This is a genomic window from Moraxella cuniculi DSM 21768 (assembly GCF_900156515.1).
Classification (GTDB): domain Bacteria; phylum Pseudomonadota; class Gammaproteobacteria; order Pseudomonadales; family Moraxellaceae; genus Moraxella; species Moraxella cuniculi.
In genome coordinates this window covers 67,815-90,353 of sequence record NZ_FTNU01000007.1, presented here as the reverse complement: position 1 = coordinate 90,353, position 22,539 = coordinate 67,815, and the positions used below count along the sequence as shown (strand labels likewise).

Sequence of the window (22,539 nt, the reverse complement as noted above, 5' to 3'; positions counted from 1 at the left end):
ATCAAGACGATAAATTTTGTATTAAAAATATTTTAAAATAAACAATAGTACAGTATTTGCCAAAATACATTTAACAAACCATTATTAAATATTTTTAATCAATTAAGCTTTTATTATTTTTAGCACCTTGACATTCTGATGACCCTGCTCAAGCAGTCGCCCTGCTTGCAATTTACTCATCACACCCTGCTGGCAATACAGCAAATAAGTCTTGGCTGAATCAAGCGTTGCAAAGCGTGTGGATAATTGATAAAACGGCACGGCAATCACCTCACCATCAACTGCTAGTGGCAACTCATCACACTCATCAGGCGTGCGAATGTCCAGTACTACTTGCCCTGCCTGCACTTCATGCACCACTTCAGGCCTGAGTAAAGTACTGCCGTCCGCCTCTGCCAGCGTGCGAATATCGCTAATAATCGCCGTATCAATTGCGTGTTGTAAAATGCCAAAATCAAACTTTTCCTCTTCGGCACAAATTTTTTGCTCAACAGCCTTCACCGTTGGAGATTTGGAAATCACCCCACAAAATTCTGGCATGGATTTGGCAATATCCATGGTGCCGATTTGTTCGGATAACTTAATAATCTGCTCTTTGTCGCTGGTAATAAGTGGTCTTAGTACCAAGCGTGTCGCTGCCTTGTCAATGACATGCAGATTGGTCAATGTCTGACTTGCCACCTGCCCCAATGCCTCGCCTGTAACCAATGCCTGAATTCCCAGACGCTCGGCAATGACGCTTGCAGCTTTTAGCATTAGGCGTTTTAAGACCACGCCCATTTGTCCATCATCAATACTGCGTAAAATTTCGGCAACCACTGGCTCAAAATCCACCGTAACGAACTTTACTTTATGCGATGAAGAGTAGCGAGACCACAGATGATAAGCCATTTGTTTTACGCCAATTTCATGTGCCTTGCCGCCCAGATTAAAAAAGCAATAATGCACACGACTGCCTCGCCGCATAAACATATAGCTTGACACGCTCGAATCAAAGCCCCCAGAAATCAGCGACAACACATCTTCTTGGGTACTCATCGGAAAGCCACCCATACCCTCAAAACGCTCCTTGATTAAGAGCAGTTTGTCTTGGTCAATCTCAAGCAAAACGGTAACATCAGGGTTTTTTAGCTGTACTTTGGCGGATTTAATGTGCTGATTTAGCCCACCGCCAACATATTGCATCACCGCCATAGAGTCAAAATCGTGCTTGCCGCGTCGCTTGACACGCACACAGAAACTTTTATTGATAAGTTTATCTTGATATTCTGCCAAAGTTTGTAGAAAAATATCATGCAAATCTTGGTAACTGCTCTCTTGCACTTCCAAAAAATGATGAATGCCAGAGATTCTTTGCAACGCCTCACGCAATGCCTTGTGGTATTGCTCATTGTGGCTACGCACTTCAATAAAATCCCAATGGCGAATCACCACAACAGAGCTGTCGATTTTTTGTAGTATTTCTTTAATATTCCCTGTCAAAACTTTAATAAAACGCTTGCGAACTGATTCGCTTTTCATGATGATTTCAGGAAAGAGTTTGACAATAAATTTCATGTGAGAACCAAATTTTGACAAAAAGCCTATTTTACACGATTTTTTGACTTTTTGATATTGCTTCTAACATTCATCAAATGCCATCAAGCTCACCGCCCGACAAACCTATGCCAAGCAAATCACTTGCCAACGTGGAAGTGGCAGAGTGAACAGTTGCAGGATTCCACCCATAAGCCGCTTGTGCGGTGTTTGCCATGTAAACTGATGGCAAACAAAGTAACACGGCTGAGAATAAAGCACTTTTACGCATTTTTAAGTATCTCTAATAACAAATCATCTCTGGTAAAAAATCATTTCTGGCTCATCACCAAAGGTTTTGCCGAAGCTCAATTCCAAAGGATAGTCTTTATCCCCTGATTTAAATCTAAATTCAGGGTATACCCAACTGCCACCAGCGACAATGTTGCCGTAAAATAAAATCCTATCCGATTTAAACTCAACTTTATCTTCAATGCCAGTTTCATGGTCTGATGGATATACAATCTTATTGTTTAAATCAACCAATACTGGGGTTTTGGTTCTCTTATCTGGGGCAATAACCATCACCGCCTTGTATTTTTTACCATCTTCATCTTTAAAATCTTTGGCAGCTTTAGACTTGGCTGCATTAAGAATATTCTTGGCAGTGGTGGGGTTGCAATAATCAAATCTGTTATTCTCCCAAGCACAACTTGTAAAATAAAACCCTTGTACTGTCATAGGCTCTTTGCTGTAATTAAGCAAATTGAGCCCTATACCCTCATTATTAGATTTTTCATACATGGCTTCAACATCAGCAGAGTAACCAGTTGTGCTTAATAGCAATGTACTTGTCAAAATCCCCGCTTTTAAAATTGGTGAAAACTTCATAATTACCTCACGATTGCTTGCTAAAACAGTGTCATTATACCAAGAATCTTAAATGCTAACAATTGGTGGTTAAGTTAATTCCAAAACCATACCCAAACCTCTTATTTACCTCGTTTTGCCTGTAAAATTATGCTTAAATTTGTCTCAATCCAATCTACCAAATCATGCACTTTTTCGGCAGCTTGCACGCCCAAATCAGTCAGATAGTATTCCACATGAGGCGGCACGGTATCAAATGATTGACGGATAAGCATGCCGTCTTGCTCAAGCTGCTTTAGGGTTTCAGATAGCATTCGCTCACTCACCCCTTCGATTTGTTTGCGGATTTCGCCAAAACGCTTCCTACCCTCTAGCAACACAATCAGCACCAGCACGCCCCAGCGACTGGTTAAGTGATTCAAAATCTCACGGCTGGGACAGTCTTTTGCCAGCACATAGCCTTTGTTGTCGTCTGTGTGGTTCGTCATAAATTCTCCGTTGCCACTTGGCTGATAATTGGTATAATTTATACTTACTTTTTTGTAAGTACTTACAAAAGTAAATTTCGTGTATTATAATATGCTTCATGGTTGTTTGGCAATGCTTTTTATCTGATGGCCGTGTTTGCTGGTTATCAGGTTAGTAGCCTGCAGCCTAACGATTTGACATGTAATAATTTGAGGTATTTATGAAAAAATTAATCCTAAGCACCATCTTGGCAAGCATTGCCCTGACAGGTTGCCAAAGTATCGCAGGCTCAAGCAGTAAGCCAAGCGTCATCACCGCCCAAGCCCAAAGCAAAGCCGAACGCAATAAAGCCAATGCCATCGCTTTTTACGATTTGGCATTTAACCAGCACAAAGTCCAAGAAGCCGCCGATAAATACATTGGTGATGTTTATTTACAGCACAATCCAATGGTGGCGGACGGCAAAGAAGCCTTTGTCAAAGGCATTGGCGGATTTGTCAGCCAAGCCCCACAAGCTCGCTCACACATCAAGCGTGCGATTGCCGAGGGCGATTTGGTGGTGTTGCACATTCATAGCCAACCAACGCCAGACAGCTTGGGCAGTGCGGTGGTGGACATTTTCCGTTTTGATGAAAATGGTAAAATCGTAGAGCATTGGGACGTTCTGCAAAATGTGCCAGCCAAAACCGCCAGCGGTCGCAGTATGTTTTGATAGCAATCTGCACCATTTGGCTGATATTTATTGTTAATTAGGCAGTGCCAATCGCCATCGCTTTAGGCTGCCTGAACATGATATTTTAATACAAAAATCCATTTTTACTTTTATGAGGAAAATTTTATGACTGTATTAACCACTGTCGAAAATTATTTAACCGCCCTTGATAAAGGCGATATTGAAGCCGCTTTTTCTGCCTTTGCCGAAGAGGTAAAATGGCACCAACCTGGTAACAACAAATTTTCAGGTTTGAAAATCGGTGCAGGGCAAATCGGCGAAATGATTGGGCAAATGATGGCAGACACCCAAGGCTCATTCACCCTTGCACCAAATGGCAATTTAATGGTCAATGGCAATTTGGTCGCCTGCCCCGTGCGTTTTTCGGGCAAAAAAGCGGACGGCTCGCAAATGGATATGACAGGCATTGATTTGTTTGAAGTGGTGGACGGTAAAATTCAAACCGTTTGGCTGTTTTCAGACGACCAAACCGCCGAAGATGCGTTTTGGGGCAACTAAACCAGATTGATAAATTTGGGAGTTTAATGATGAAATTTTTACAACCTTTTCAATCGCAAATCTTATCCATCGTGCGAATAGCAACTGCCTATGCTTTTTTGTTGCACGGCACGGCAAAATTTTTTGAATTTCCTGTCTCGATGACGGACGGCAATGGTTCGGTGCCATTGTTTTCACTGTTTGGAGCGGCAGGTATTTTGGAAATCGTTGGCGGCATTTTGCTGATTTTGGGATTATTCACTCGCCCAACTGCATTTATTTTGTCAGGGCAAATGGCGGTGGCGTATTTTATGATGCACTTTTCGCTATTTCCTTTTACCAACGGCGGCGAGTCGGCGATGTTGTTTAGCTTTATTTTTCTATATTTGGCAGCGGCAGGCGGCGGTGCTTGGTCGCTGGACAAGGTTTTGGCAAAGAAATAATCTGACATTGTCATCACAATGCACCCAGCCAAGCCTCACGGCAGACGAGCCATCTTATAAAAGCGGCATTTGTCGCTTTTTGCTATTTTGGCAAATAAAAGTCGCAGCTAAAATGGCAAATTAATCTATGGGTTAAATTATACAATGATGCTTAATATATTTTAAATTTTTTAATAAAATTATCAATATTATTTTTACAAAAATAACCATCAGTCTGTCATTGCAAAATACCCCTATCCGCCCAGCTTTATAAAACCGCCTTGGTGTCGTTGATGGGCTGGGCGTGCTGCTCTTTAGAGAATTGGGCAAATCAGCATAAGCCATCAGACAGCCTGAAAATGCGTCTTGATATGCGTTTGCCAATTTGCCAAATCTTGCTTGATTTGCGGATTTTTACCACAGGGGTGCCAATTGGGATTTCAATACACCAAATGGCTTGTGATGATAAATACAATCTTAAAAGCTGGCTATTATCCAATAAATAAGGTAGAAAATAATGATTTTGTGGCTTGGCGTAAAACTAAGTGGAGATGAAAAGCCAATTTGCTGGCTTGGATTGTTGATAAATGCAACCAAGTGGCAAATATATGAATATTTGAAAATTTAATCAACGAAAAATCAATAACTTATGCAATTATTTTATACTTACTTTTTTGTAAGTACTTACAAATAAAAATTTTATTATATAAAATAACAACATTGCTGGATAACTTCACTCATTCAGCAAAATCGTCAATCAATACAATCAAATATAGGAGTTGTGATGAAAAAATTTGCAGTAATTGGTGCAACAGGTTATGTTGGTGCTGCCGTGGTGCGGGAGCTGGCAAGTCGTGGTCATCAAGTGGTGGCTTTTGCTCGCAATATTGACAAGGTTCAGGTTGCAGGTAATATTCAAGCGGTGCAAGCCGATGTGTTGTCGGCTGATTTTGCCGAACAGTTACAAGGCTTTGATGGCGTGGTAAGTGCTTTTAATCCAGGCTGGACGAATCCCAATATCGGTGCAGAGTTCACGCAGGGTGCGAATGCGATTGTATCAGCCGCCAAGACCGCCAAAGTGCCATATTTACTTATCGTGGGTGGTGCAGGCAGCCTGTATGTCGGCGATGGCGTGCAGCTGATTGATACGCCTGATTTTCCCAAAGAAATTTATGACGGTGCCAATGCCGCGCGTCATTTGTTGAATGACTTGCAAGACCGCCGTGATGTGAATTGGGCGTTTATTTCGCCGCCTGCGATGTTGGGAGCGGACGCAGGTTACAGCGAGGAGCGTACGGGTGAATATCGCTTGGGCAAAGACAATTTGTTGATGAATGGCGATCTGCCTGCTGGCATTAGCGTGGCGGATTTGGCGATTGCGATTGCCGATGATGTAGAAAATTACGCACATTTACACCAGCGTTTTACCGCTGCTGCCTAATCTTGGTCGTGCCTTTGTCCCAGCTTCCAAGTCATACAAAGGCACACAGATTGTCAAAATAACATTCATGCAAAATCTAAAATGCCGGCACAAACGGTGCATTGCTGAAAATCTATCATTTAAACAAAACCAATTTGTTTGTTAATTAAAAATTTATTTAAAATTTATCAAAGCAAATAAAATTAATACCACAAAGGTAATTTATGAAAAAACGACTACTTGCCACCCTATTGGCAGTTGCTGCCAATTCTGCCAACGCCCTAGAGATTCAAACTTACTCGGCAGATGCCAACAGCTTTTTGGTGCAATCAACGCTGATTTTGGGCGAAAAAGAAGCCATCTTAATTGACAGTGGCTTTACTCGTGCTGACGCTCTACGCATCGCTGCACAGATTTTGGATAGCCAAAAACAGCTTTCGACAATCTTTATCAGTCAAGCTGACCCTGATTATTATTTTGGTGCTGCCACACTAAAAGAAATTTTCCCTGATGCCAAAGTCATCACCACCCCTGCGGTGCTGGAGAAAATTAACGCCAAAGTTGCAACCAAGCTTGCAGTCTGGTCACCAAAAATGGGTGCAAACGCCCCAAAAAATATCGTTCTGCCAGAGCCATTTGTGGGCAAGCAACTAAGTTTGGACGGTGAGACTATCGAAATTCGTGGCACCAGCGGATTGTTGGCACACCGCCCTTATGTTTGGATTCCTTCACAAAAAACCATCGCAGGCAATGTGGCAGTATTTGGCAATATGCACCTGTGGACAGCTGACACCCAAAGCCCTGCCGAGCGTCAGGCATGGTCTGCTCAATTGGCAGAAATGGCAAGCCTAAAACCTGCCGTTGTTATCGCAGGACACGCCGCCAAAGGCAGTAAAACTGATGCGTCATTATTAAAATTTAATCAAGAATATCTCAAAAAGTACGAGCAAGTTTTGGCAAACAGCAAAACAAGCGGTGAGGTAATTAGCAAAATGCAACAAGCCTACCCCAAATTGACCGCCATCAGCAATCTGGAGCTGGGTGCAAAAGTCAATAAGGGCGAGATGAAATGGTAGCCGCAGCGATAAATTTGGCGTATTGCCATCATTTATCAAAAATCGATAAATTAGCGGTGGTTTGTGTATCAGACCACCACAGGAGATTAAGATGAAATTTCTTTATCTATTTGACCCCTTGTGTGGTTGGTGTTATGCTGCCTCACCTGCCATTACAACTCTTGCCAGCCAGCACAAGGTTGATGCGATAGCAACGGGCTTATTTGCCAATACTGGCAAGGTGCTGGATACTGCCTTTGCACAGCACGCTTGGCAAAATGACCAACGCATAGCCCAGCTGACAGGCTTGCCATTTAGCGAGAAATACCACCAAAATGTCTTGCTGGCAGGTGGTGAGTTTAATTCTTTTTATCTAAGCATGGCGTGCCATTTGCTCAAGCAGACGATGCCAAGCCAGCTTTTGCCAACCTTGGCACAATTACAAGCCGTGCGTTATGTGGACGGCTCTGACACCAGCCAAAAGCAGCAGGTGCAAGAGGCTCTGATTGCCCTTGGCAAGGCTGACATTGCCAAACAAATGGACAACCCAGACAGCCACAGCCAAACCAATCAATGGCTGCAACACGGACAGCATCTCGCTCAGCAGCTTGGCGTACATGGCACTCCCAATCTACTGGCACAAGTTGATGACAACTGGGTGGTTGTTCCAAGCCAGTTCTTATATCAGCATGACGAGCATATAAGCACAAAAATCCAAGCATTTTTGGCAGAATTCGCCAAATAAATCTCACCCAGCCAACAGGTTGGGTTTTTGGCATTTGCGATATGCTTTTTGGACAAAATCAACCCCAGACAACCACCAATAAAGAATCACACTCACAGTCAAGGCATCTATGGCGTTGTACAGCCTGCGTGCGATTTACAATGCTTTTTGTAAAATACCCAACAAAACCTTGGTTGATTACCAAACCATCAAACCCAAAAACTTAGAGAATCAGGCAAGAGTTTTGGATAAATAAGATACCAGTTGTTAGATAAACTTGCTAAAATGGTTTTGGATTTTTGGCATGGTGTCAGAATTTGTGGGTGATTCACCCTGATGTTTTATTTTATTTGATGGAGTTTTTATGAAAATTTTTTATCACACAAGTGCAACAGCAACAGGCGGTCGTGATGGACGTACCCAAGTTGATGATGGTTCAATTGGGTTTGATTTAGTCGGTTTTCAAAATGACAGTGGAAAAGTTGGCACAAATCCAGAACAGCTTTTTGCGATGGGCTATGCGGCGTGCTTTGACAGTGCGATGAATCATGTTGCTCCAACCTTAGGTATTAAACCTAGTAAATCTAGTACTACTGTGAGTGTTGGTATTGGGCAAAAACCAGACGGTGCGTTCAGCCTTGATTTAGACATCACCATCACGGTGGAAGGATTGAGCGAAGACGAGGCAAAAACCTTAATCAAAAAAGCCCACGAAGTTTGTCCATATTCTAATGCAGTGCGTGGCAATGTGGAAGTGCGTTTGCATGTTAAGGTGGTTAATTCATTCGATCTTTAAGGGGGCAGACAATGCCGTTGGGCGTGGCGAGAGAAACCATGTCCGCTGTACGGCAGATACTGCGGTGTCGTCTTACAAAACCGCCCTGAGCCACCATCTTTAACCTAACAAGCGGTAGGATTCTTAAAAATTTTTGAATCCTGCTCTTGGCGGTAAATCTTACATATTTATAACTTTTCGTTATAAACCATTCACTTCTCGCCTTTTCATTTTGTGGTTTTTCTCACACAATCGTGAAAAAGAAGAAAAACCACAAAATCGGCAAACAAAAAATAAATTTTAATTAATAAGATAATAACGTCCAAGAATTTTATCTCAAGGTCTGCAAGTTCAAACACGAGTAATTTAAATAACCATTCTTATCAAAATGGCAATTTGCCTTTTATTGCCATTAATAAAAGATACCAGCGATCGCTCATGGGTGGCAGATAACCATAATTAACCAAAACGGCATAAATAATCGCCAAAACAACTACCACACCCATCGTCATCAGATAATAACGCAGCATTAAGCGATTGTTTGCTGCTTGATGATATTCTTTGGGGATTTTTTGATTAATAGCCCAGACAAACAGACGGCTCAATAACCACGATACACCTGCACATATCAAAATCACAAGCATACTTTGCCAGATGGTTTTTATCATTTTGGTAGCAGCATCAAACACACCGCTGACTGTTTGTAAATGATAAACAGCAACCACACCCAGCCAAAAACACGCAGGCACCACACCAAAAACCCAAGCCAATTTTGAATGCGTGGGCGACACCTTATCCAAAATATACCACAAAGACCGTCCGATATTATTTGCCATTTCGTCAGAAATGTAATTTTGACAAGCGATTTTTACAGCTGTTCTTGGTGCATGATTATTTTTGGCAATGTCCTTTAAGGCACTGTCCAAAACAGGCTGATTCATGTATTTGAAAAAGAAAGCTTGAGCGTTATTTTTTGCAATATTGCCTTTTTTGTCTTGAGCATTTTTTAAAAATTGCCATTCATCAAAAAACAACTCATCAAACAAATAAGGACGCACATAAGCATAAGGTGGCGATGAAAAAGCCGCACAATAAAATTGCTTTTGTTTCATCATAAGCAAAATATCAAACGCAATACTCTGCCCTTGGTACACAAACTGATGGGTATCTTGCTCAATTGCACATTCATCTGTCAAAGCCAAATCAATATGCTTGGCAAAAAATTCCGCACCTTTATCAACGAACAGCTGATTGAACTCATCAGGCTCGAAAGGATTGGTGTGGCTTAAGTGAAAAGTTGGTTGTGCTTGAGCTTTGATTTGGTAAATATGGGTAAAAAATCCATGACCAGCACAGTCATTGCAAGCAACTCGACCGCTACCGCTACAAGTGCCGCAACGCTGTCTGCCACTGCCAAAACACGCCGAACAAGAGCGATACTGGGTCTGATAGCCACGAATTTGATTTTTGTTGTCATAGATGGGTACCTGATAACTCTCCTGCCCGCCGCCACCGCAGTCCCAGCAGCTTTTATTACCTCGTCCGCCACAATCCGTGCATGAAACCTTGCCCACAGCATGACAAGTACCACAATCCTCAAAAATTGAAAAAGGCTCAAACTGATGAAAAGTATATGGTTGTTGATATTCAAGCAATGCTTGTTTGTTTAATGAACGAATGTTTTGCAAAAAGTTTTGACGCAAAGATTGACCAAAACTTGCCTCATTCATCAGATTATGATAATGCTTATCAAGCTCTTGCGTATTAGCAAAACAAATATCCTGTTTGTGATTGCCTGCTTTGGTTTGTTTATCGCTATAGCCAGAAAACAGCCAATTGACCGATAATGTCAAAGAAAAAGTGCTGGCACTCCAATCGCTCACACTCAAATCATCAGCAACTGCTTGATTGCCATCAATCAAAGCTTGCAAACCTTTAAGCAAAATATCAATATCAGCTTGTGGGTGATAGCCATCTGCTTGATACATAAGCACTTTTTCCTTGTTGTTATCAAAACAATCTTATCCATGGTAATGCTTATTTGCATTATCTACAGGAATTTTTAAGGCGTGATAATGAATTAATGCCAAGCAATTTTGACACTGCCATTTCTTAATACCTTGGGCGACAAAGCCACGACTTTATCACCCAAGCGACATCATTAACACCAACAGTTAATACTGCGTCAATTCCTTTGAGATAATTTAACGCTTTTTATCTCGTTTTTTAAATTCAGCAATGCGTTTTTTGTTACGCATGGCACGGGCTTTGTTTTGCACTTTGGGATTTTTCTTGCCTTCATACGGATTGGCGTTTTGTTTAAATTCCACTTGCAAAGGCGTGCCTTCGAGCTTGTACACCGTGCGATAAATATTTTCCAAATATCGCTGATAGGATTTTGGCAAGGCAGTGGTCTGATTGCCATGAATAACGATGACAGGGGGGTTATGACCGCCCAAATGAGCATAACGCAGCTTGATACGGCGACCACCAACCATCGGTGGTGGGTGGTTGGCAACAGCATCTTCCAAGATACGCGTCAGCTGGCTTGTTGATACCTTAAACATCGAAGCGTCATACGCCTTGTGAATTGATGGATACAGATTGCCCACGCCATTGCCGTACAATGCCGAGATAAGGTGGATTTTTACCCATGGCACAAAATTAAACCTGCGGTCAATTTCAATTTTTACCATCTGTTTTTGTTCTGGGCTTAGTCCGTCCCATTTATTAATCGCCACCACAATGGCACGCCCTGCATCGAGTGCATACCCAAGCATGTGCAAATCCTGATCAACGACCCCCTCTTTGGCATCGATTACAACCACCACGACATTGGCGTCTTTGATGGCTTGCAGGGTTTTTACAACAGAGAATTTCTCAACTTTTTCATCAATGCGACCACGACGACGCACGCCAGCCGTGTCAATCAGTACATACTCTCGACCTTCTCGTTCAAAGGGGATATAAATACTGTCTCGAGTTGTGCCGGGCATATCAAATACCACCACCCGCTCTTCACCCAGCAGACGATTGACCAATGTTGATTTGCCAACATTAGGTCTGCCGATAATGGCAAGTTTTAGGGCTTGACTATCCAGCTCCACCTCTTCATCTTCTGCCATATCAGCAGTCAATGCCTCAAGCAAGTTCGCCACCCCCTTGCCATGACTTGCCGCCATCGCAAAAGGCTCGCCAAAACCCAAAGCAAAAAACTCCGCCGATGATGCTTCATGCACGCCGTCCATCTTGTTGGCGACCAAAAATACAGGTTTGCCAAGTCCGTGCAAAAATTGAGCAATTTCACTGTCTGCACCAATCAGCCCCGCTCGTGCATCAACCACAAACACCACAATATCAGCTTCATGAATGGCTGTATATGACTGAGTTGCCATATAGTCATCGATACTGCCCGAGCCATCGTCCATTTCGCCGATACCGCCTGTATCAATCACAATAAATGACTTATTTTCATAGCGAGCATCACCATACTGACGGTCTCTGGTCAGCCCAGCCAAATCAGCAACCAATGCCTGACGACTTTTGGTTAATTGATTAAACAGCGTGGACTTGCCAACATTCGGACGACCAATCAGGGCAACAACAGGCTTAATACTCATACACTTCTCTTAATTTGTATTTTTGTGTGATAATTCATCGGTAGAATAAATGGATTTTTCATCGCCTAAAAATAGCAAAACCCTTGCTGCATAAGCAACAAAGGTTAAGCAGATTTTTATTAAAATTGCCAAACATGAACTGTGTCATTGACCGATTGTGCATAAAGGCGATTTTGCACCACTTGCAGATTTGTCAAACCGCTTTTGGCATCAACACGGCTGATGATTTTGCCTTGTGCATTCAAAATATGAACAACCCCTTGTTTATCAGCCACTGCAATATACTGCCCCAAGCTAACAGGATTGCTCAGCCCACGATATTTTAGCTCATTATTATCCCACAGCTTAGCACCCGTTATGCGATCAAAGGCAACCAGCTCGCCATTGACACTGCTGCCGATGATGGCATTTGACACAACGGTGAGCTTGGTGGTGCTTGGCAGAGTGCTACTAAACATCGTGCGGCCAGTTGTCATATCAAAACCCATCAGCTGTCCGCTGTAACTGCTGGCATACAGATGATTGCCGACAACAATCGGCGTACCATCAACATCTCTTAATTTTGCCAACTCACTGGTTCCCATCGCAAGTCCAATGCGGCGTGCCCAAACTGGCGTACCAGTTGCAGCATCCAGTGCATGAATGCGACCATCAGCACCACCGATTAATATCGTGCCTGCATCCAATGCCAATGGCTTGGCGATACCACGCACACTGGTGTTTGGTGCTTGAGTGGCATATTGCCAAATAGTCTTGCCAGTTTGATTATCCAAAGCATATACCATGCCATTATTGGTGCTAACAACCGTCTTATCGGCAATCACCAAAGCAGGCGAAAGGCTCGCTGAAGGTAAATTTACCGTCCATCGCTGCACCCCTGTCTTGGCATCAACAGCAACGATTTGTCCCGAACGCAGCCCAACCACCGCCAATGTCTCGGCAGAATCCAAACCAACACCGCCAGTAACGCTATCAGCCAGTTGCACTTGCCACAGTTTTGCTCCGCCAGCAAATGCCGCCAAAACACCACCGCGACTTGCAGCAATCCAGCCTGTAGCAGTTACCGCTGGTTGTAACTCGCTGGTTGATTGGGTTTTTTTGTTTGTTTTTGCCTTGCCTGAATCAAGTCGCACGCTGGACACTTGGCTCAATACATTCATCGGTGCTTCAATGGCGGCAAGTTTGGCAGCCTTGCGTTCGGTAGGCTTGATTGTTTTGGTGTCACAGCCAGCCATAGCCATTGCCAACCCAGCAACCAGTGCTGTTTTTATAAAAGTCTGATACATTGCACAATCCTTCTTTACTGTATGTCGATAATCAATGACAGCATGCCAATGATTAATTAATTTACAAATAATATGTTAATGCACTTAACATTTGTGGCTTATCATTGACAAATTATCATTGCTGATTTGTTTGATTTTGAGCTGCTGGAGCTGCGGATAATACCTTGATTGGTTCAGCTCTTACGCCCAAAGACTGTAGTTTCAACGCCAAAACTGCACGATTTTCTTGACGCTCACGCATCAACTCCCAAGCAGTGCTGTAAGCTTTTTTGGCAGATTCTGAATCATTTTTTGCCATATAAACATCACCAAGCAGTTCTTGGCGTGATGCTTCAAATGCTTCAGGCAGTGATTCGTTTGCAATTGACAAGGCACCTTCAACATCGTTATTGGCTAGCATCGCTCGACCATAACGAATCTTACTCATTGCAAGCAATCCATCATCACCAACCAATTGTGCGACCGATACCGCCTGATTGAGCGTTGTAACAGCAGCAGGCAAATCATTGACCGCCACCTGACGGCGAGCTTTAATCATCAACGCCTGCCAAGCATAGGCTGTTTTGTCATGCTCCAAAACCAGCTTATCAATATCAGCAAACAACGCCTCTTGCTTGCCAGCAAGTTCTGCCTTGGCGGTCTTGTCGCCCTCTTGGGCTACTTGCAACAACTGCTCATCGGTAGTTGCAATATTGGTATACATATCTGCCGCTACGGTATCAACTTTGGCATAGTTTTTTTGGTAATATTGCCAACCAAAAAATATCAGAAGCACCGCAAGCACAGCATAAACAATCTTTTCGCCATGTGCCTTGATGGCACTAATGGACTGCTTATCTGCAAATGCTGTATCCGCTGAGTTTTCGTTATTTTTTTGTGTCATGGTTAAGCTCGATGATTTGTCAATATATAATATGCCATATTATAGCACATCGTGGCAATTCATGCAGAAATTTGCAATCTATTCGCCAGCAAGGCTACAATTCAAACTTGTGCGTCATTGCCACACGCACCTGCTCTGCTGTCGCCATCGTCTTGATGGTCAGCTGCCCATTTGCCACCTCGTCTTCGGCAATAATAACGGTGTATTTTGCCCCTGATTTATCCGCCTTTTTCATTTGGGCTTTTAGACCTGTGGCACTTGCCATTTTGACACGCAAGGTTGGCTGATTCAGACGCAAATTATGAGCATATTTTAGCCCATCTGCATAATAATCAGGGTGTGCGATAACAAATACATCGCACTGACTCTGTGGCGTGATGACTTGTGTTGCCTCAAGCAATAGCATCAATCGCTCAAGCCCCATCGCAAAGCCCACCGCAGGTTCGGACTGGTTGGGATTTGCCTTAATCACCCCTACCAAGCCATCATAACGACCGCCACCACAGACAGTAGCTTGCGAACCCAGCTTGTCCGTTACCCATTCAAATACGGTTTTGTTATAATAATCCAAGCCGCGTACCAATTTTTCATTAATCTGAAATTTAATTCCCAGTGCCGTCAAATACTCTTGCACCTTATTAAAATGTGCCAGCGTCTCTGCACCCAAAAAATCGCTAAGTTTTGGGGCATTGTTTAGAATTTCTTGAGTTTTGGCATCTTTGGAATCCAAAATACGCAATGGATTACTCTCAAGGCGACGCTGAGAATCCTCGTCCAATTGTGCATAATGCTCCGTCAAATAAGCAACCAATGCTGCCTTATACGCCGCTCTTTCCTCTGCCTCGCCCAGTGTATTTAACTGTAGTGTCAGCACATCAGCAATGCCAAGTTTTTGCCACATGGCATAAGTCATGGCAATCAGCTCCGCATCAGCATCAGGCAGACCGCTACCAAAGCATTCAACGCCCAGCTGATGAAATTGGCGATAGCGTCCTTTTTGTGGGCGTTCATAACGAAACATCGGTCCAATGTACCAAAGTTTTGGCGTATCACCTCTGGTCAAATTATGCTCAATAATCGCTCGCACACAACCTGCCGTCCCTTCAGGTCGCAAGGTCAATGATGTATTATCATCACCCTTGTTGCCACCATGCACCACGCCAAACATCTCTTTTTCAACAATGTCTGTCGCCTCGCCAACGCCTCGTGCGAATAATTGCGTCTGCTCAATCAGCGGCAGGCGAATTTGGCTAAAGCCGTAGCTGTCCAGCACCTCTGTCAATGCCTGCTCCATGTCTCGCCATGCGGCAGTTTGACTGGGTAAAATATCATTAAAGCCACGAATGGCGGTGATTGTACTCATAATATTCTCAATTTTTTTTGTTAATATATCTAAAATTTACCAAAGCCTATGCTTAGGCAGGTGGATAGGTGTATTCACAGCGAATGCTGTTCTTTTTGTTATCAAAAGTCAAATTAATACTACGCCAATTTCCACCATCGATTGTAATATTCTCTGGCATATATGCCAGCCCCATGCCATTGGCTTCATAATAGACGCTCAGCGTATCTGTGTCGCCATCGCCTGTGGTTACAATCTCAGAGAACCGATCTTTTTGTGCATAATCAATATCTTCTGCACCCAGATATTCAACATCATCCTCAAGCTCGTCATGATAATCCAAATCAGAAAATCCATTGCCACCTTGAGAATAATAATACTCCATCCATGCTTGTTTTTCGTTAGCATAAACGGTTTGTGCATTATCTCCTCGATCTTTGACGGCATAAAATTCAGAGCGTAATTTTAAAAAGTCATTATTTGCAAAAAATATTTCAACACGATCAAGCATTCCATTGCCACCATTGTCCAGCTCAAATCTTGTAATCGGCAAACCAAAAGCGGTTGCATTTTTTAGATGATGCACCTGTTTGCCAAATCGCACGGTTGATTTGACGACCGATGGCGAGAGCATACTCCCAAGTATGCGTTTGTCCTTGTAATACGGGACATTTGCTGCAGTCCACCAGTCAATATCACTGTCATAGATCGCTTCTTGGTTGCACATATTTTTTAAACTTTCTAGGGCGGGTGTCCAATCGATAGTTTCAGCCAATGCCGCTGTGCCAAATAGCAAGCCTGTAGTCAAAATAGCAGCTTTTAACATTATCAAATCTCCTTATTGGTGTAAATTTTGGCAACTGTCAAAACTTACACGCATAAACTAACCAACTCGGATAATCTCATTGGCACGGGCTTCTTGGATATTTTTGACACGCTCACGCACCATCATTTCAATCTCATCAACCAACTGCTTAGTATCAATCAGATGGCTTTTGTTGCCATTTTTGTACACAAGGCTGTTGGGATTGGCTCCCACCACGCCAATATCTGCTTCTTTTGCCTCGCCCGGCCCATTTACTTTGCAGCCAATCACTGACAAATCCAAAGGTTCTCGGATATCCTCAAGTCTCGCCTCCAGCTCATTCATCACCTTAATCACATCAAATTCTTGGCGACTGCAACTTGGACAGGCGATAAAATTCACCCCATTTGAGCGAATGCCCAGCGATTTTAAAATATCAAAACCAATCTTAATCTCTTCTTCGGGCTCGGCGGCCAAAGAAATACGCATGGTATCGCCAATGCCATCAAGCAACAAGCCTCCTAGGGCAATTGCGGATTTTACCGTGCCTGTGCGATACACACCAGCCTCGGTAACGCCCAAGTGTAGCGGATTATCAATTTGTGCAGAGATTAAGCGATAAGCATCTAAAGTTAAGAAAACATTTGATGCCTTGACCGAAATTTTATAATTTTGAAAATTTAGCTTTTCTAAAATATCAATATGACGCAAAGCAGATTCTAACATTGCCTCACCTGTTGGTTCGCCATATTTTTTTTGCAAATCTTTTTCAAGCGAACCTGCATTCACGCCGATACGAATGGGTACATTGTGATGGCGTGCAGCTGCAACAACTTCCCGAACTTTGGCATCATTGCCGATATTTCCCGGATTGATACGCAGACAATCCGCCCCAGCATCTGCCACCGCCAGAGCAATTTTATAATCAAAATGAATATCAGCAATCAAGGGTACCGAAACTTGTTTTTTTATCTCGGCAAAGGCAGCCACGCTGTCCATCGTTGGTGTCGAAACACGCATCAAATCCGCCCCAGCAGCGACACACCGCTGAATCTGTGCAACGGTCGCCTGTACATCGCAGGTATCTGTATTGGTCATGCTCTGTACACTGATGGGTGCATCACCACCGATGGCAACGGTGCCAACATGGATTTTTTTGGTCAGGCGGCGTTTGATGGGCGTATGGATTGACATAAAAATAACCAACTGTAATTAAATTTTTAATAAATTAAACAAAACTTGCCAAGATTATTGCACAAAATAATCAATCAAGCAGACCAACATTGCTCACGGATTGATACGCTGCCAATAATGCAGGATTTTGACTGCCTGCTTGCACCGCACGGTATAAGGCGGTTTTGGCTCGGTTAAGCTGCTCAGCTGTGGCAAGCGTTTGCAATTTTTTGTATTCAATAAATGCCATGTTTTCAATCGCCATCAGCCGTGCTGCATAACCAATTTCTTTGCTTGGTTTGGCAAATTGCTGCAACGCCTCGTCATATTCACCAAGCTGCACCAAATACAAGCCGTAGTCCATGTAATTTTGCATATCCGTTTCATTAAGAGCAATCGCCTTTTTATACAATGTGCGTGCTTGCTGCTTATATGCATCATCTTGTGTGGCTTGATAAATATTTGCCAAGACACGATAGGCAGCGGCATGGTTTTTATTCAGCTTAAACACTCTGTCCAGCTGATTTTTGGCAGCATCAATCTCACCTGCTACAAGCAGCTGCTCGGCAATCTCGGTATAAATCACTGCAAGCGATTGATTGTTGTGATTTGTGCCACTGGGTGTGCTTTGGCAGGCGGATAGGCTCATAAGAATCACCAAAACCATGACAATCTTTTGCACCCACCACCTCGCTTAGCATGAATTTATTCTGTTTGGCATTCTAGCAATCTTTTGATTATTTGGCAATATCAGCACCATCTAGCAGCATCGCTTGCTGGCGTTTTTCGATACTTTCTTGCCATTTTTTGGCACGACGCGTACGATCTGCCACCTGCCCGACCAATTGCCCACAAGCAGCATCAATATCATCACCGCGAGTCTGGCGAATGGTACAAACAAACCCTGCTTGGTTTAAGATATTGCTAAAAGCATGAATGCGATTATTGCTTGAACGCTGATAAGGAGCGTGAGCAAATGGATTAAATGGAATCAGATTGATTTTGCTTGGCAAGTCCTTGAGCAATGCCGCCAATTGGTGTGCGTGTTCATCGCTGTCATTCACGCCAGCCAGCATAACATATTCAATGGTTACATGCTTTTTGTGGCGTGGATTTTCATCATAAATATAGGCTTTGGCAGCCTTGATAAGCTCATTTAGGGGATATTTTTTATTAATCGGCACCAATTCGTCTCGCAGCGTATCATTGGGTGCGTGCAGACTGATTGCCAATGCCACATCAATATCTTTTGCCAAGTCGTACATTTTTGGCACAATGCCCGAAGTTGATAGCGTTACACGGCGTTTGGATAACCCAAATGCATGATCATCAAGCATCAATGACATTGCCGCCACCACTGGTTCATAGTTTAACAATGGCTCGCCCATGCCCATCATCACCACATTGGTAACCAAATTCTGCCGCTTGGTCGCTGGCACATCGTCCATATAAGACTGATTGGCAACCCACAATTGACCAATAATCTCGCTCAGTGTTAAATCACGCTCAAATCCTTGTTTGCCAGTACTACAAAATGAGCAATCTAAGGCACAGCCCACTTGCGATGATATGCACAAAGTCTTGCGTCCAAATTGCTTATTATCTTCGGCAGGAATCAACACGGTTTCGACCAACGAACCTCCTGCCACTTCAAATACCCATTTTCGCGTACCATCTTGGCTAAATTCCTTATAACGCACCACAGGTGGCAGCACGCACGCCAATTCATGCAAGCGTTGTTGAAGTTTTTTTGAAATATTTGACATCTCAAAAAAATCCGTTACACCAAACTGATAAATCCACTTCATCACCTGCGTGGCACGAAACGGTTTTTCACCAATACTGACAAAAAATGCCGCAAGCTCATCTTTTGACATACCCAAAAGATTGATTTTATCAGTAATTTCGGCAGATTTGGCAATGTCCATGACAGGGATTTTATTCACTTGCATACTCTTGGCTAAATTTGGCTAATGGAAATTTCATAAAAACAAACAATTATACTAAAATCTCACCCCAAAGTCATGATACAAATGAAAATTTACCGCTCTGCCATTGGTCTGCCTGCCAATTCGTTCGTTGATACTGGTAATTTATGATGACAAATGGTTATTTGCTTAAGACAATAACACTTTTATAAATCCATTATCACTGATAGCGATTTAAGCTCAATAAAAAACCGCATGAAGACATACGGTTTTTGCAAAATGCTTTTGGCGGTTTAACTGCTTAATGATGCTGCCCTTGGACGCGTGCCACTTGACGAGCAAAATCTTCACGATACTCAAGCAATTCTTCACGGGTAATGGCAAATACGCCGCTGCCACCCTTTTGAAAATCCAGCCAGTCAAACTGTATCTCAGGATAAGCCTGACGCAATGCCCATTCACTGTCGCCAACTTCGCAGACCAGCAAGCCATCACGGGTTAAATAATCAGCAGCATGGTATAGGATTTGATGCACCAAATCCAAGCCGTCTTGACCTGCTGCCAGTGCGTGCTCAGGCTCATGCAAAAACTCAGGAGGCAAGTCCGCCATCACCGCTGCATCAACATACGGTGGATTGCTGACAATCAACTCATACTGATTCTCGGCAGGCAATTTGGCGAATAAATCCGACTCAAGCAGATTGACCTGATGGGCAAGCTCATGATGCTCAACATTAATCCACGCCACTTCCAGTGCGTCTTTGTCAATATCGGTTGCATCAATGTTGGCATCGGGGAAGGCTTTGGCAAGGGCGATGGCGATACAGCCCGACCCTGTGCACAAATCCAAAATCCGCTCAGGGGCTGCCAATTGCGACTCGCTCAAGCCATGGCTGAAAAACTTATTTTTGCGGACATCATCAACATCAAAATACGGATAAAATTGCTGGTTAATCAGCTCGGCAATTGGCGAACGCGGAATCAGCACCCGCTCATCAACATAGAACGGCAAGCCACAAAAATATGCCAAATTAATCAGATAAGACAAAGGCTTGCGTTGAATGATACGCTCTGACAGCAAAGTCAGCACTTCTTGTTTTTCGCTGGGGGTGAGTTTGCAATCCAAAATCTGCTCATCTGCCGACCATTGCAGCGACAAAGAATGTAGCACAATCGCCGCCGCTTCAGCAAACTCGTCATTTGTCCCTTGTGCCACCACCACATCGTATTGACGCAGTTTGGTAACAACAAAGCGGATAAAATCACGAATCGTTACCAATGCTTGCTCAGCTTCGGCAAGCTCGGCATAAAGTGCAGCAATGTCCGCTTGTGTCAAATCGTCATTTTCACTCATGGCATAGTCAAACTCAAATTCTGACTCATCACCTTGTTCGCCAAGTCTGGCTTCGGTGATTTCTTGAGCGGATACATTGGGTATGTGCGTTGTCATAAATTACCTAAATTGATAGTTGGCAAATGCTTAAATGGTAGATTTGGCGATTATTAATTATAAACTCTATCAAGAAAGTTTATAAAAATAAAATAATAGCCAGCACACCATGATTCATTTTTTATTATAATAAAATTGTTAATAATTTGCCACTGTTTTGCAAGCAGAACATAGCCCGATCGCTTTTATGCCTGTGTCAAATGGCTTAAATAATCAACCAGCAAATGCACAAGCAAATTGACAAATCAGGGTAAATTTTTTAAGATGGTTGGTTAAAAGTGCTTTTTGCTAGCCAGTTATCATCATATCACCAGCTTATTTGGAGCCATCATGAATCAGCCCATTCGTTATTGCCTGCCCGATGGCATGACCGCCGAGACCTTTTTGCGTGAATATTGGCAAAAAAAACCTTTGCTTATTAAAGGCGGTTTGCCTGAACTTGTTGGTATGTTTGAACCAACAGATGTGCTGGATTTGGCAATCGAAGAAGGCGTATCAGCACGGCTAATCAGCCAAGACGATGCCGATTGCCATCAATGGTCGCTCAAGCCCTCGCCGCTTAGCGAAGCGGACATTGATAGCACGCCTGCACTGTGGACGATTTTGGTACAAAATTTGGAACAATGGTCGCCAGAGCTTGGACAATTGTGGTCGCATTTTGATTTTATTCCCAAATGGCAACAAGACGACATCATGGTCTCGGTTGCACCTGTGGGTGGCTCGGTTGGGGCTCATTATGATGAGTATGATGTGTTTTTGGCTCAAGGCTATGGTTCTCGCCGCTGGCAGCTGGGCAAGATGTGCGATGCCAACACAGCATTTGTCGCCAATCAGCCAATCCGCCTGCTTGATGACATGGGTCAGATTATTTTTGACGAAGTGCTGGAGGCAGGCGATGTCCTATATGTGCCGCCAATGCTAAGCCATCATGGGGTTGCCACTTCAGATTGTCTAACTTTTTCGTTTGGCTTTCGCCGTCCCAATCTGGTACAAATCCTTGATACTCTTGCCGATGTTGGCACAAGCCACGAGCAATTGTTTCGCGTACTCACCCTACCACAAAAATTGCAACAAGACGCACTTTTGCTAAGCAATGACAGCATACAAGCCATCAAGCACGAACTGATGACCATGCTAAACAGCGAACACGGCGACAAACTGCTCACCCAAGCGATTGCCGAACTGGTCAGCAAACGACAGTATGAGCTATTAGCCTTTGAAGATGAGCTAAATAATCAAACACTCAAAGCTCGCCTGCAATCTGGCGAATGCTTGCTGATTAACCCTGCCTGTCGTTTTGTGCGTACTGATGATTGTTGGTACATCAATGGCGAGGCGATGGATTTTTCACCTGCCAACCAAGAGTTGCTTGCAGTACTGTTGGCAGGCGAGGCAATTACCGAAAGCGAAATCACCGATGGCAACTTGACCACCTTGTGCCAATGGCTTAATGACAACTGGCTGATTTTGGTATAATCATGCACAGCATTTGAGCCAAAATGGGGGGGGGATTGTCATGGCAAATTTAAGCATATTACTGCGTAGGATTTTTAAGATTTTATTCATAGTTATGATTACAGGATTGATGCTTGC

At 43.3% G+C, this 22,539-nt stretch carries 23 protein-coding genes; 9 read left to right on the top strand and 14 right to left on the bottom strand.

The window, feature by feature from the left end; all coding sequences use genetic code 11:
* Positions 1-102: 102 nt before the first annotated feature.
* The 4 genes from thiI to BW928_RS05620 form a co-directional block, all read right to left on the bottom strand.
* On the bottom strand, positions 103-1,557 hold the full coding sequence (gene thiI / locus BW928_RS05630) for a tRNA uracil 4-sulfurtransferase ThiI (protein WP_076555263.1): 1,455 nt from the start codon (positions 1,555-1,557) through the stop codon (positions 103-105).
* A gap of 73 nt (positions 1,558-1,630) precedes the next feature.
* Positions 1,631-1,753, bottom strand: a complete 123-nt coding sequence (locus BW928_RS12085) for a hypothetical protein (protein ID WP_259741471.1) — start codon at positions 1,751-1,753, stop codon at positions 1,631-1,633.
* A 77-nt stretch (positions 1,754-1,830) separates the two neighbouring features.
* The gene (locus tag BW928_RS05625) at positions 1,831-2,406 is read right to left on the bottom strand and encodes a hypothetical protein (RefSeq protein ID WP_076555262.1); all 576 of its coding nucleotides are present in this window, start codon (positions 2,404-2,406) and stop codon (positions 1,831-1,833) included.
* A gap of 101 nt (positions 2,407-2,507) precedes the next feature.
* A complete protein-coding gene (locus BW928_RS05620) occupies positions 2,508-2,873 on the bottom strand; it encodes a winged helix-turn-helix transcriptional regulator (RefSeq protein WP_076555261.1) in 366 nt (121 codons plus the stop codon).
* Positions 2,874-3,073: 200 nt separating this feature from the next.
* Between BW928_RS05620 and BW928_RS05615 the strand changes: the two genes are divergently transcribed.
* The 8 genes from BW928_RS05615 to BW928_RS12080 all read left to right on the top strand — a co-directional run bounded on the left by BW928_RS05615 (position 3,074) and on the right by BW928_RS12080 (position 8,583).
* On the top strand, positions 3,074-3,565 hold the full coding sequence (locus tag BW928_RS05615) for a nuclear transport factor 2 family protein (protein ID WP_076555260.1): 492 nt from the start codon (positions 3,074-3,076) through the stop codon (positions 3,563-3,565).
* 126 nt (positions 3,566-3,691) lie between these two features.
* On the top strand, positions 3,692-4,084 hold the full coding sequence (locus BW928_RS05610; protein WP_076555259.1) for a nuclear transport factor 2 family protein: 393 nt from the start codon (positions 3,692-3,694) through the stop codon (positions 4,082-4,084).
* Between the two features lie 29 nt (positions 4,085-4,113).
* Positions 4,114-4,506 carry a DoxX family protein gene (locus tag BW928_RS05605; RefSeq protein ID WP_076555258.1) on the top strand — a complete coding sequence of 131 codons (393 nt, stop codon included), beginning with the start codon at positions 4,114-4,116 and terminating at the stop codon, positions 4,504-4,506.
* A 763-nt stretch (positions 4,507-5,269) separates the two neighbouring features.
* Positions 5,270-5,926 (top strand): NAD(P)-dependent oxidoreductase, encoded by a 657-nt coding sequence (locus tag BW928_RS05595; protein WP_076555256.1) that lies wholly within the window; start codon positions 5,270-5,272, stop codon positions 5,924-5,926.
* Positions 5,927-6,129: 203 nt separating this feature from the next.
* Positions 6,130-6,981, top strand: a complete 852-nt coding sequence (locus BW928_RS05590) for an MBL fold metallo-hydrolase (protein ID WP_076555255.1) — start codon at positions 6,130-6,132, stop codon at positions 6,979-6,981.
* Positions 6,982-7,072: 91 nt separating this feature from the next.
* Positions 7,073-7,705, top strand: coding sequence for a DsbA family protein (locus tag BW928_RS05585; protein ID WP_076555254.1), 633 nt, complete (start codon positions 7,073-7,075; stop codon positions 7,703-7,705).
* Positions 7,706-8,048: 343 nt separating this feature from the next.
* Positions 8,049-8,480 carry an organic hydroperoxide resistance protein gene (locus tag BW928_RS05580; protein WP_076555253.1) on the top strand — a complete coding sequence of 144 codons (432 nt, stop codon included), beginning with the start codon at positions 8,049-8,051 and terminating at the stop codon, positions 8,478-8,480.
* A complete protein-coding gene (locus tag BW928_RS12080) occupies positions 8,449-8,583 on the top strand; it encodes a hypothetical protein (RefSeq protein WP_259741472.1) in 135 nt (44 codons plus the stop codon). Before BW928_RS05580 ends, BW928_RS12080 begins: the two co-directional genes overlap by 32 nt.
* A gap of 259 nt (positions 8,584-8,842) precedes the next feature.
* On the opposite strand, the gene BW928_RS05575 is transcribed toward BW928_RS12080, so the two are convergent.
* The 10 genes from BW928_RS05575 to prmB all read right to left on the bottom strand — a co-directional run bounded on the left by BW928_RS05575 (position 8,843) and on the right by prmB (position 20,850).
* The gene (locus tag BW928_RS05575; RefSeq protein ID WP_076555252.1) at positions 8,843-10,447 is read right to left on the bottom strand and encodes a DnaJ-like cysteine-rich domain-containing protein; all 1,605 of its coding nucleotides are present in this window, start codon (positions 10,445-10,447) and stop codon (positions 8,843-8,845) included.
* Positions 10,448-10,663: 216 nt separating this feature from the next.
* Entirely contained in the window at positions 10,664-12,079 is a 1,416-nt protein-coding gene (gene der, locus BW928_RS05570) for a ribosome biogenesis GTPase Der (RefSeq protein WP_076555251.1), read from the bottom strand.
* A gap of 119 nt (positions 12,080-12,198) precedes the next feature.
* Positions 12,199-13,365, bottom strand: a complete 1,167-nt coding sequence (gene bamB / locus BW928_RS05565; protein WP_076555250.1) for an outer membrane protein assembly factor BamB — start codon at positions 13,363-13,365, stop codon at positions 12,199-12,201.
* A gap of 115 nt (positions 13,366-13,480) precedes the next feature.
* The gene (locus tag BW928_RS05560; RefSeq protein ID WP_076555249.1) at positions 13,481-14,248 is read right to left on the bottom strand and encodes a YfgM family protein; all 768 of its coding nucleotides are present in this window, start codon (positions 14,246-14,248) and stop codon (positions 13,481-13,483) included.
* Positions 14,249-14,342: 94 nt separating this feature from the next.
* The gene (hisS, locus tag BW928_RS05555) at positions 14,343-15,611 is read right to left on the bottom strand and encodes a histidine--tRNA ligase (RefSeq protein WP_076555248.1); all 1,269 of its coding nucleotides are present in this window, start codon (positions 15,609-15,611) and stop codon (positions 14,343-14,345) included.
* 52 nt (positions 15,612-15,663) lie between these two features.
* Positions 15,664-16,416: a hypothetical protein gene (locus BW928_RS05550; RefSeq protein WP_076555247.1), complete on the bottom strand. Its 753-nt coding sequence runs from the start codon at positions 16,414-16,416 to the stop codon at positions 15,664-15,666.
* Between the two features lie 57 nt (positions 16,417-16,473).
* Positions 16,474-17,589 carry a flavodoxin-dependent (E)-4-hydroxy-3-methylbut-2-enyl-diphosphate synthase gene (ispG, locus tag BW928_RS05545; protein WP_076555246.1) on the bottom strand — a complete coding sequence of 372 codons (1,116 nt, stop codon included), beginning with the start codon at positions 17,587-17,589 and terminating at the stop codon, positions 16,474-16,476.
* Between the two features lie 70 nt (positions 17,590-17,659).
* Positions 17,660-18,217, bottom strand: a complete 558-nt coding sequence (locus tag BW928_RS05540; protein ID WP_078310110.1) for a hypothetical protein — start codon at positions 18,215-18,217, stop codon at positions 17,660-17,662.
* Positions 18,218-18,305: 88 nt separating this feature from the next.
* Positions 18,306-19,514 carry a dual-specificity RNA methyltransferase RlmN gene (gene rlmN, locus BW928_RS05535; RefSeq protein ID WP_076555278.1) on the bottom strand — a complete coding sequence of 403 codons (1,209 nt, stop codon included), beginning with the start codon at positions 19,512-19,514 and terminating at the stop codon, positions 18,306-18,308.
* 283 nt (positions 19,515-19,797) lie between these two features.
* Positions 19,798-20,850, bottom strand: a complete 1,053-nt coding sequence (prmB, locus tag BW928_RS05530) for a 50S ribosomal protein L3 N(5)-glutamine methyltransferase (protein WP_076555277.1) — start codon at positions 20,848-20,850, stop codon at positions 19,798-19,800.
* A gap of 426 nt (positions 20,851-21,276) precedes the next feature.
* Here prmB and BW928_RS05525 point away from each other — a divergent pair, with 426 nt between their 5' ends.
* Positions 21,277-22,422, top strand: coding sequence for a cupin domain-containing protein (locus tag BW928_RS05525; RefSeq protein WP_078310107.1), 1,146 nt, complete (start codon positions 21,277-21,279; stop codon positions 22,420-22,422).
* Positions 22,423-22,539 lie beyond the last annotated feature (117 nt).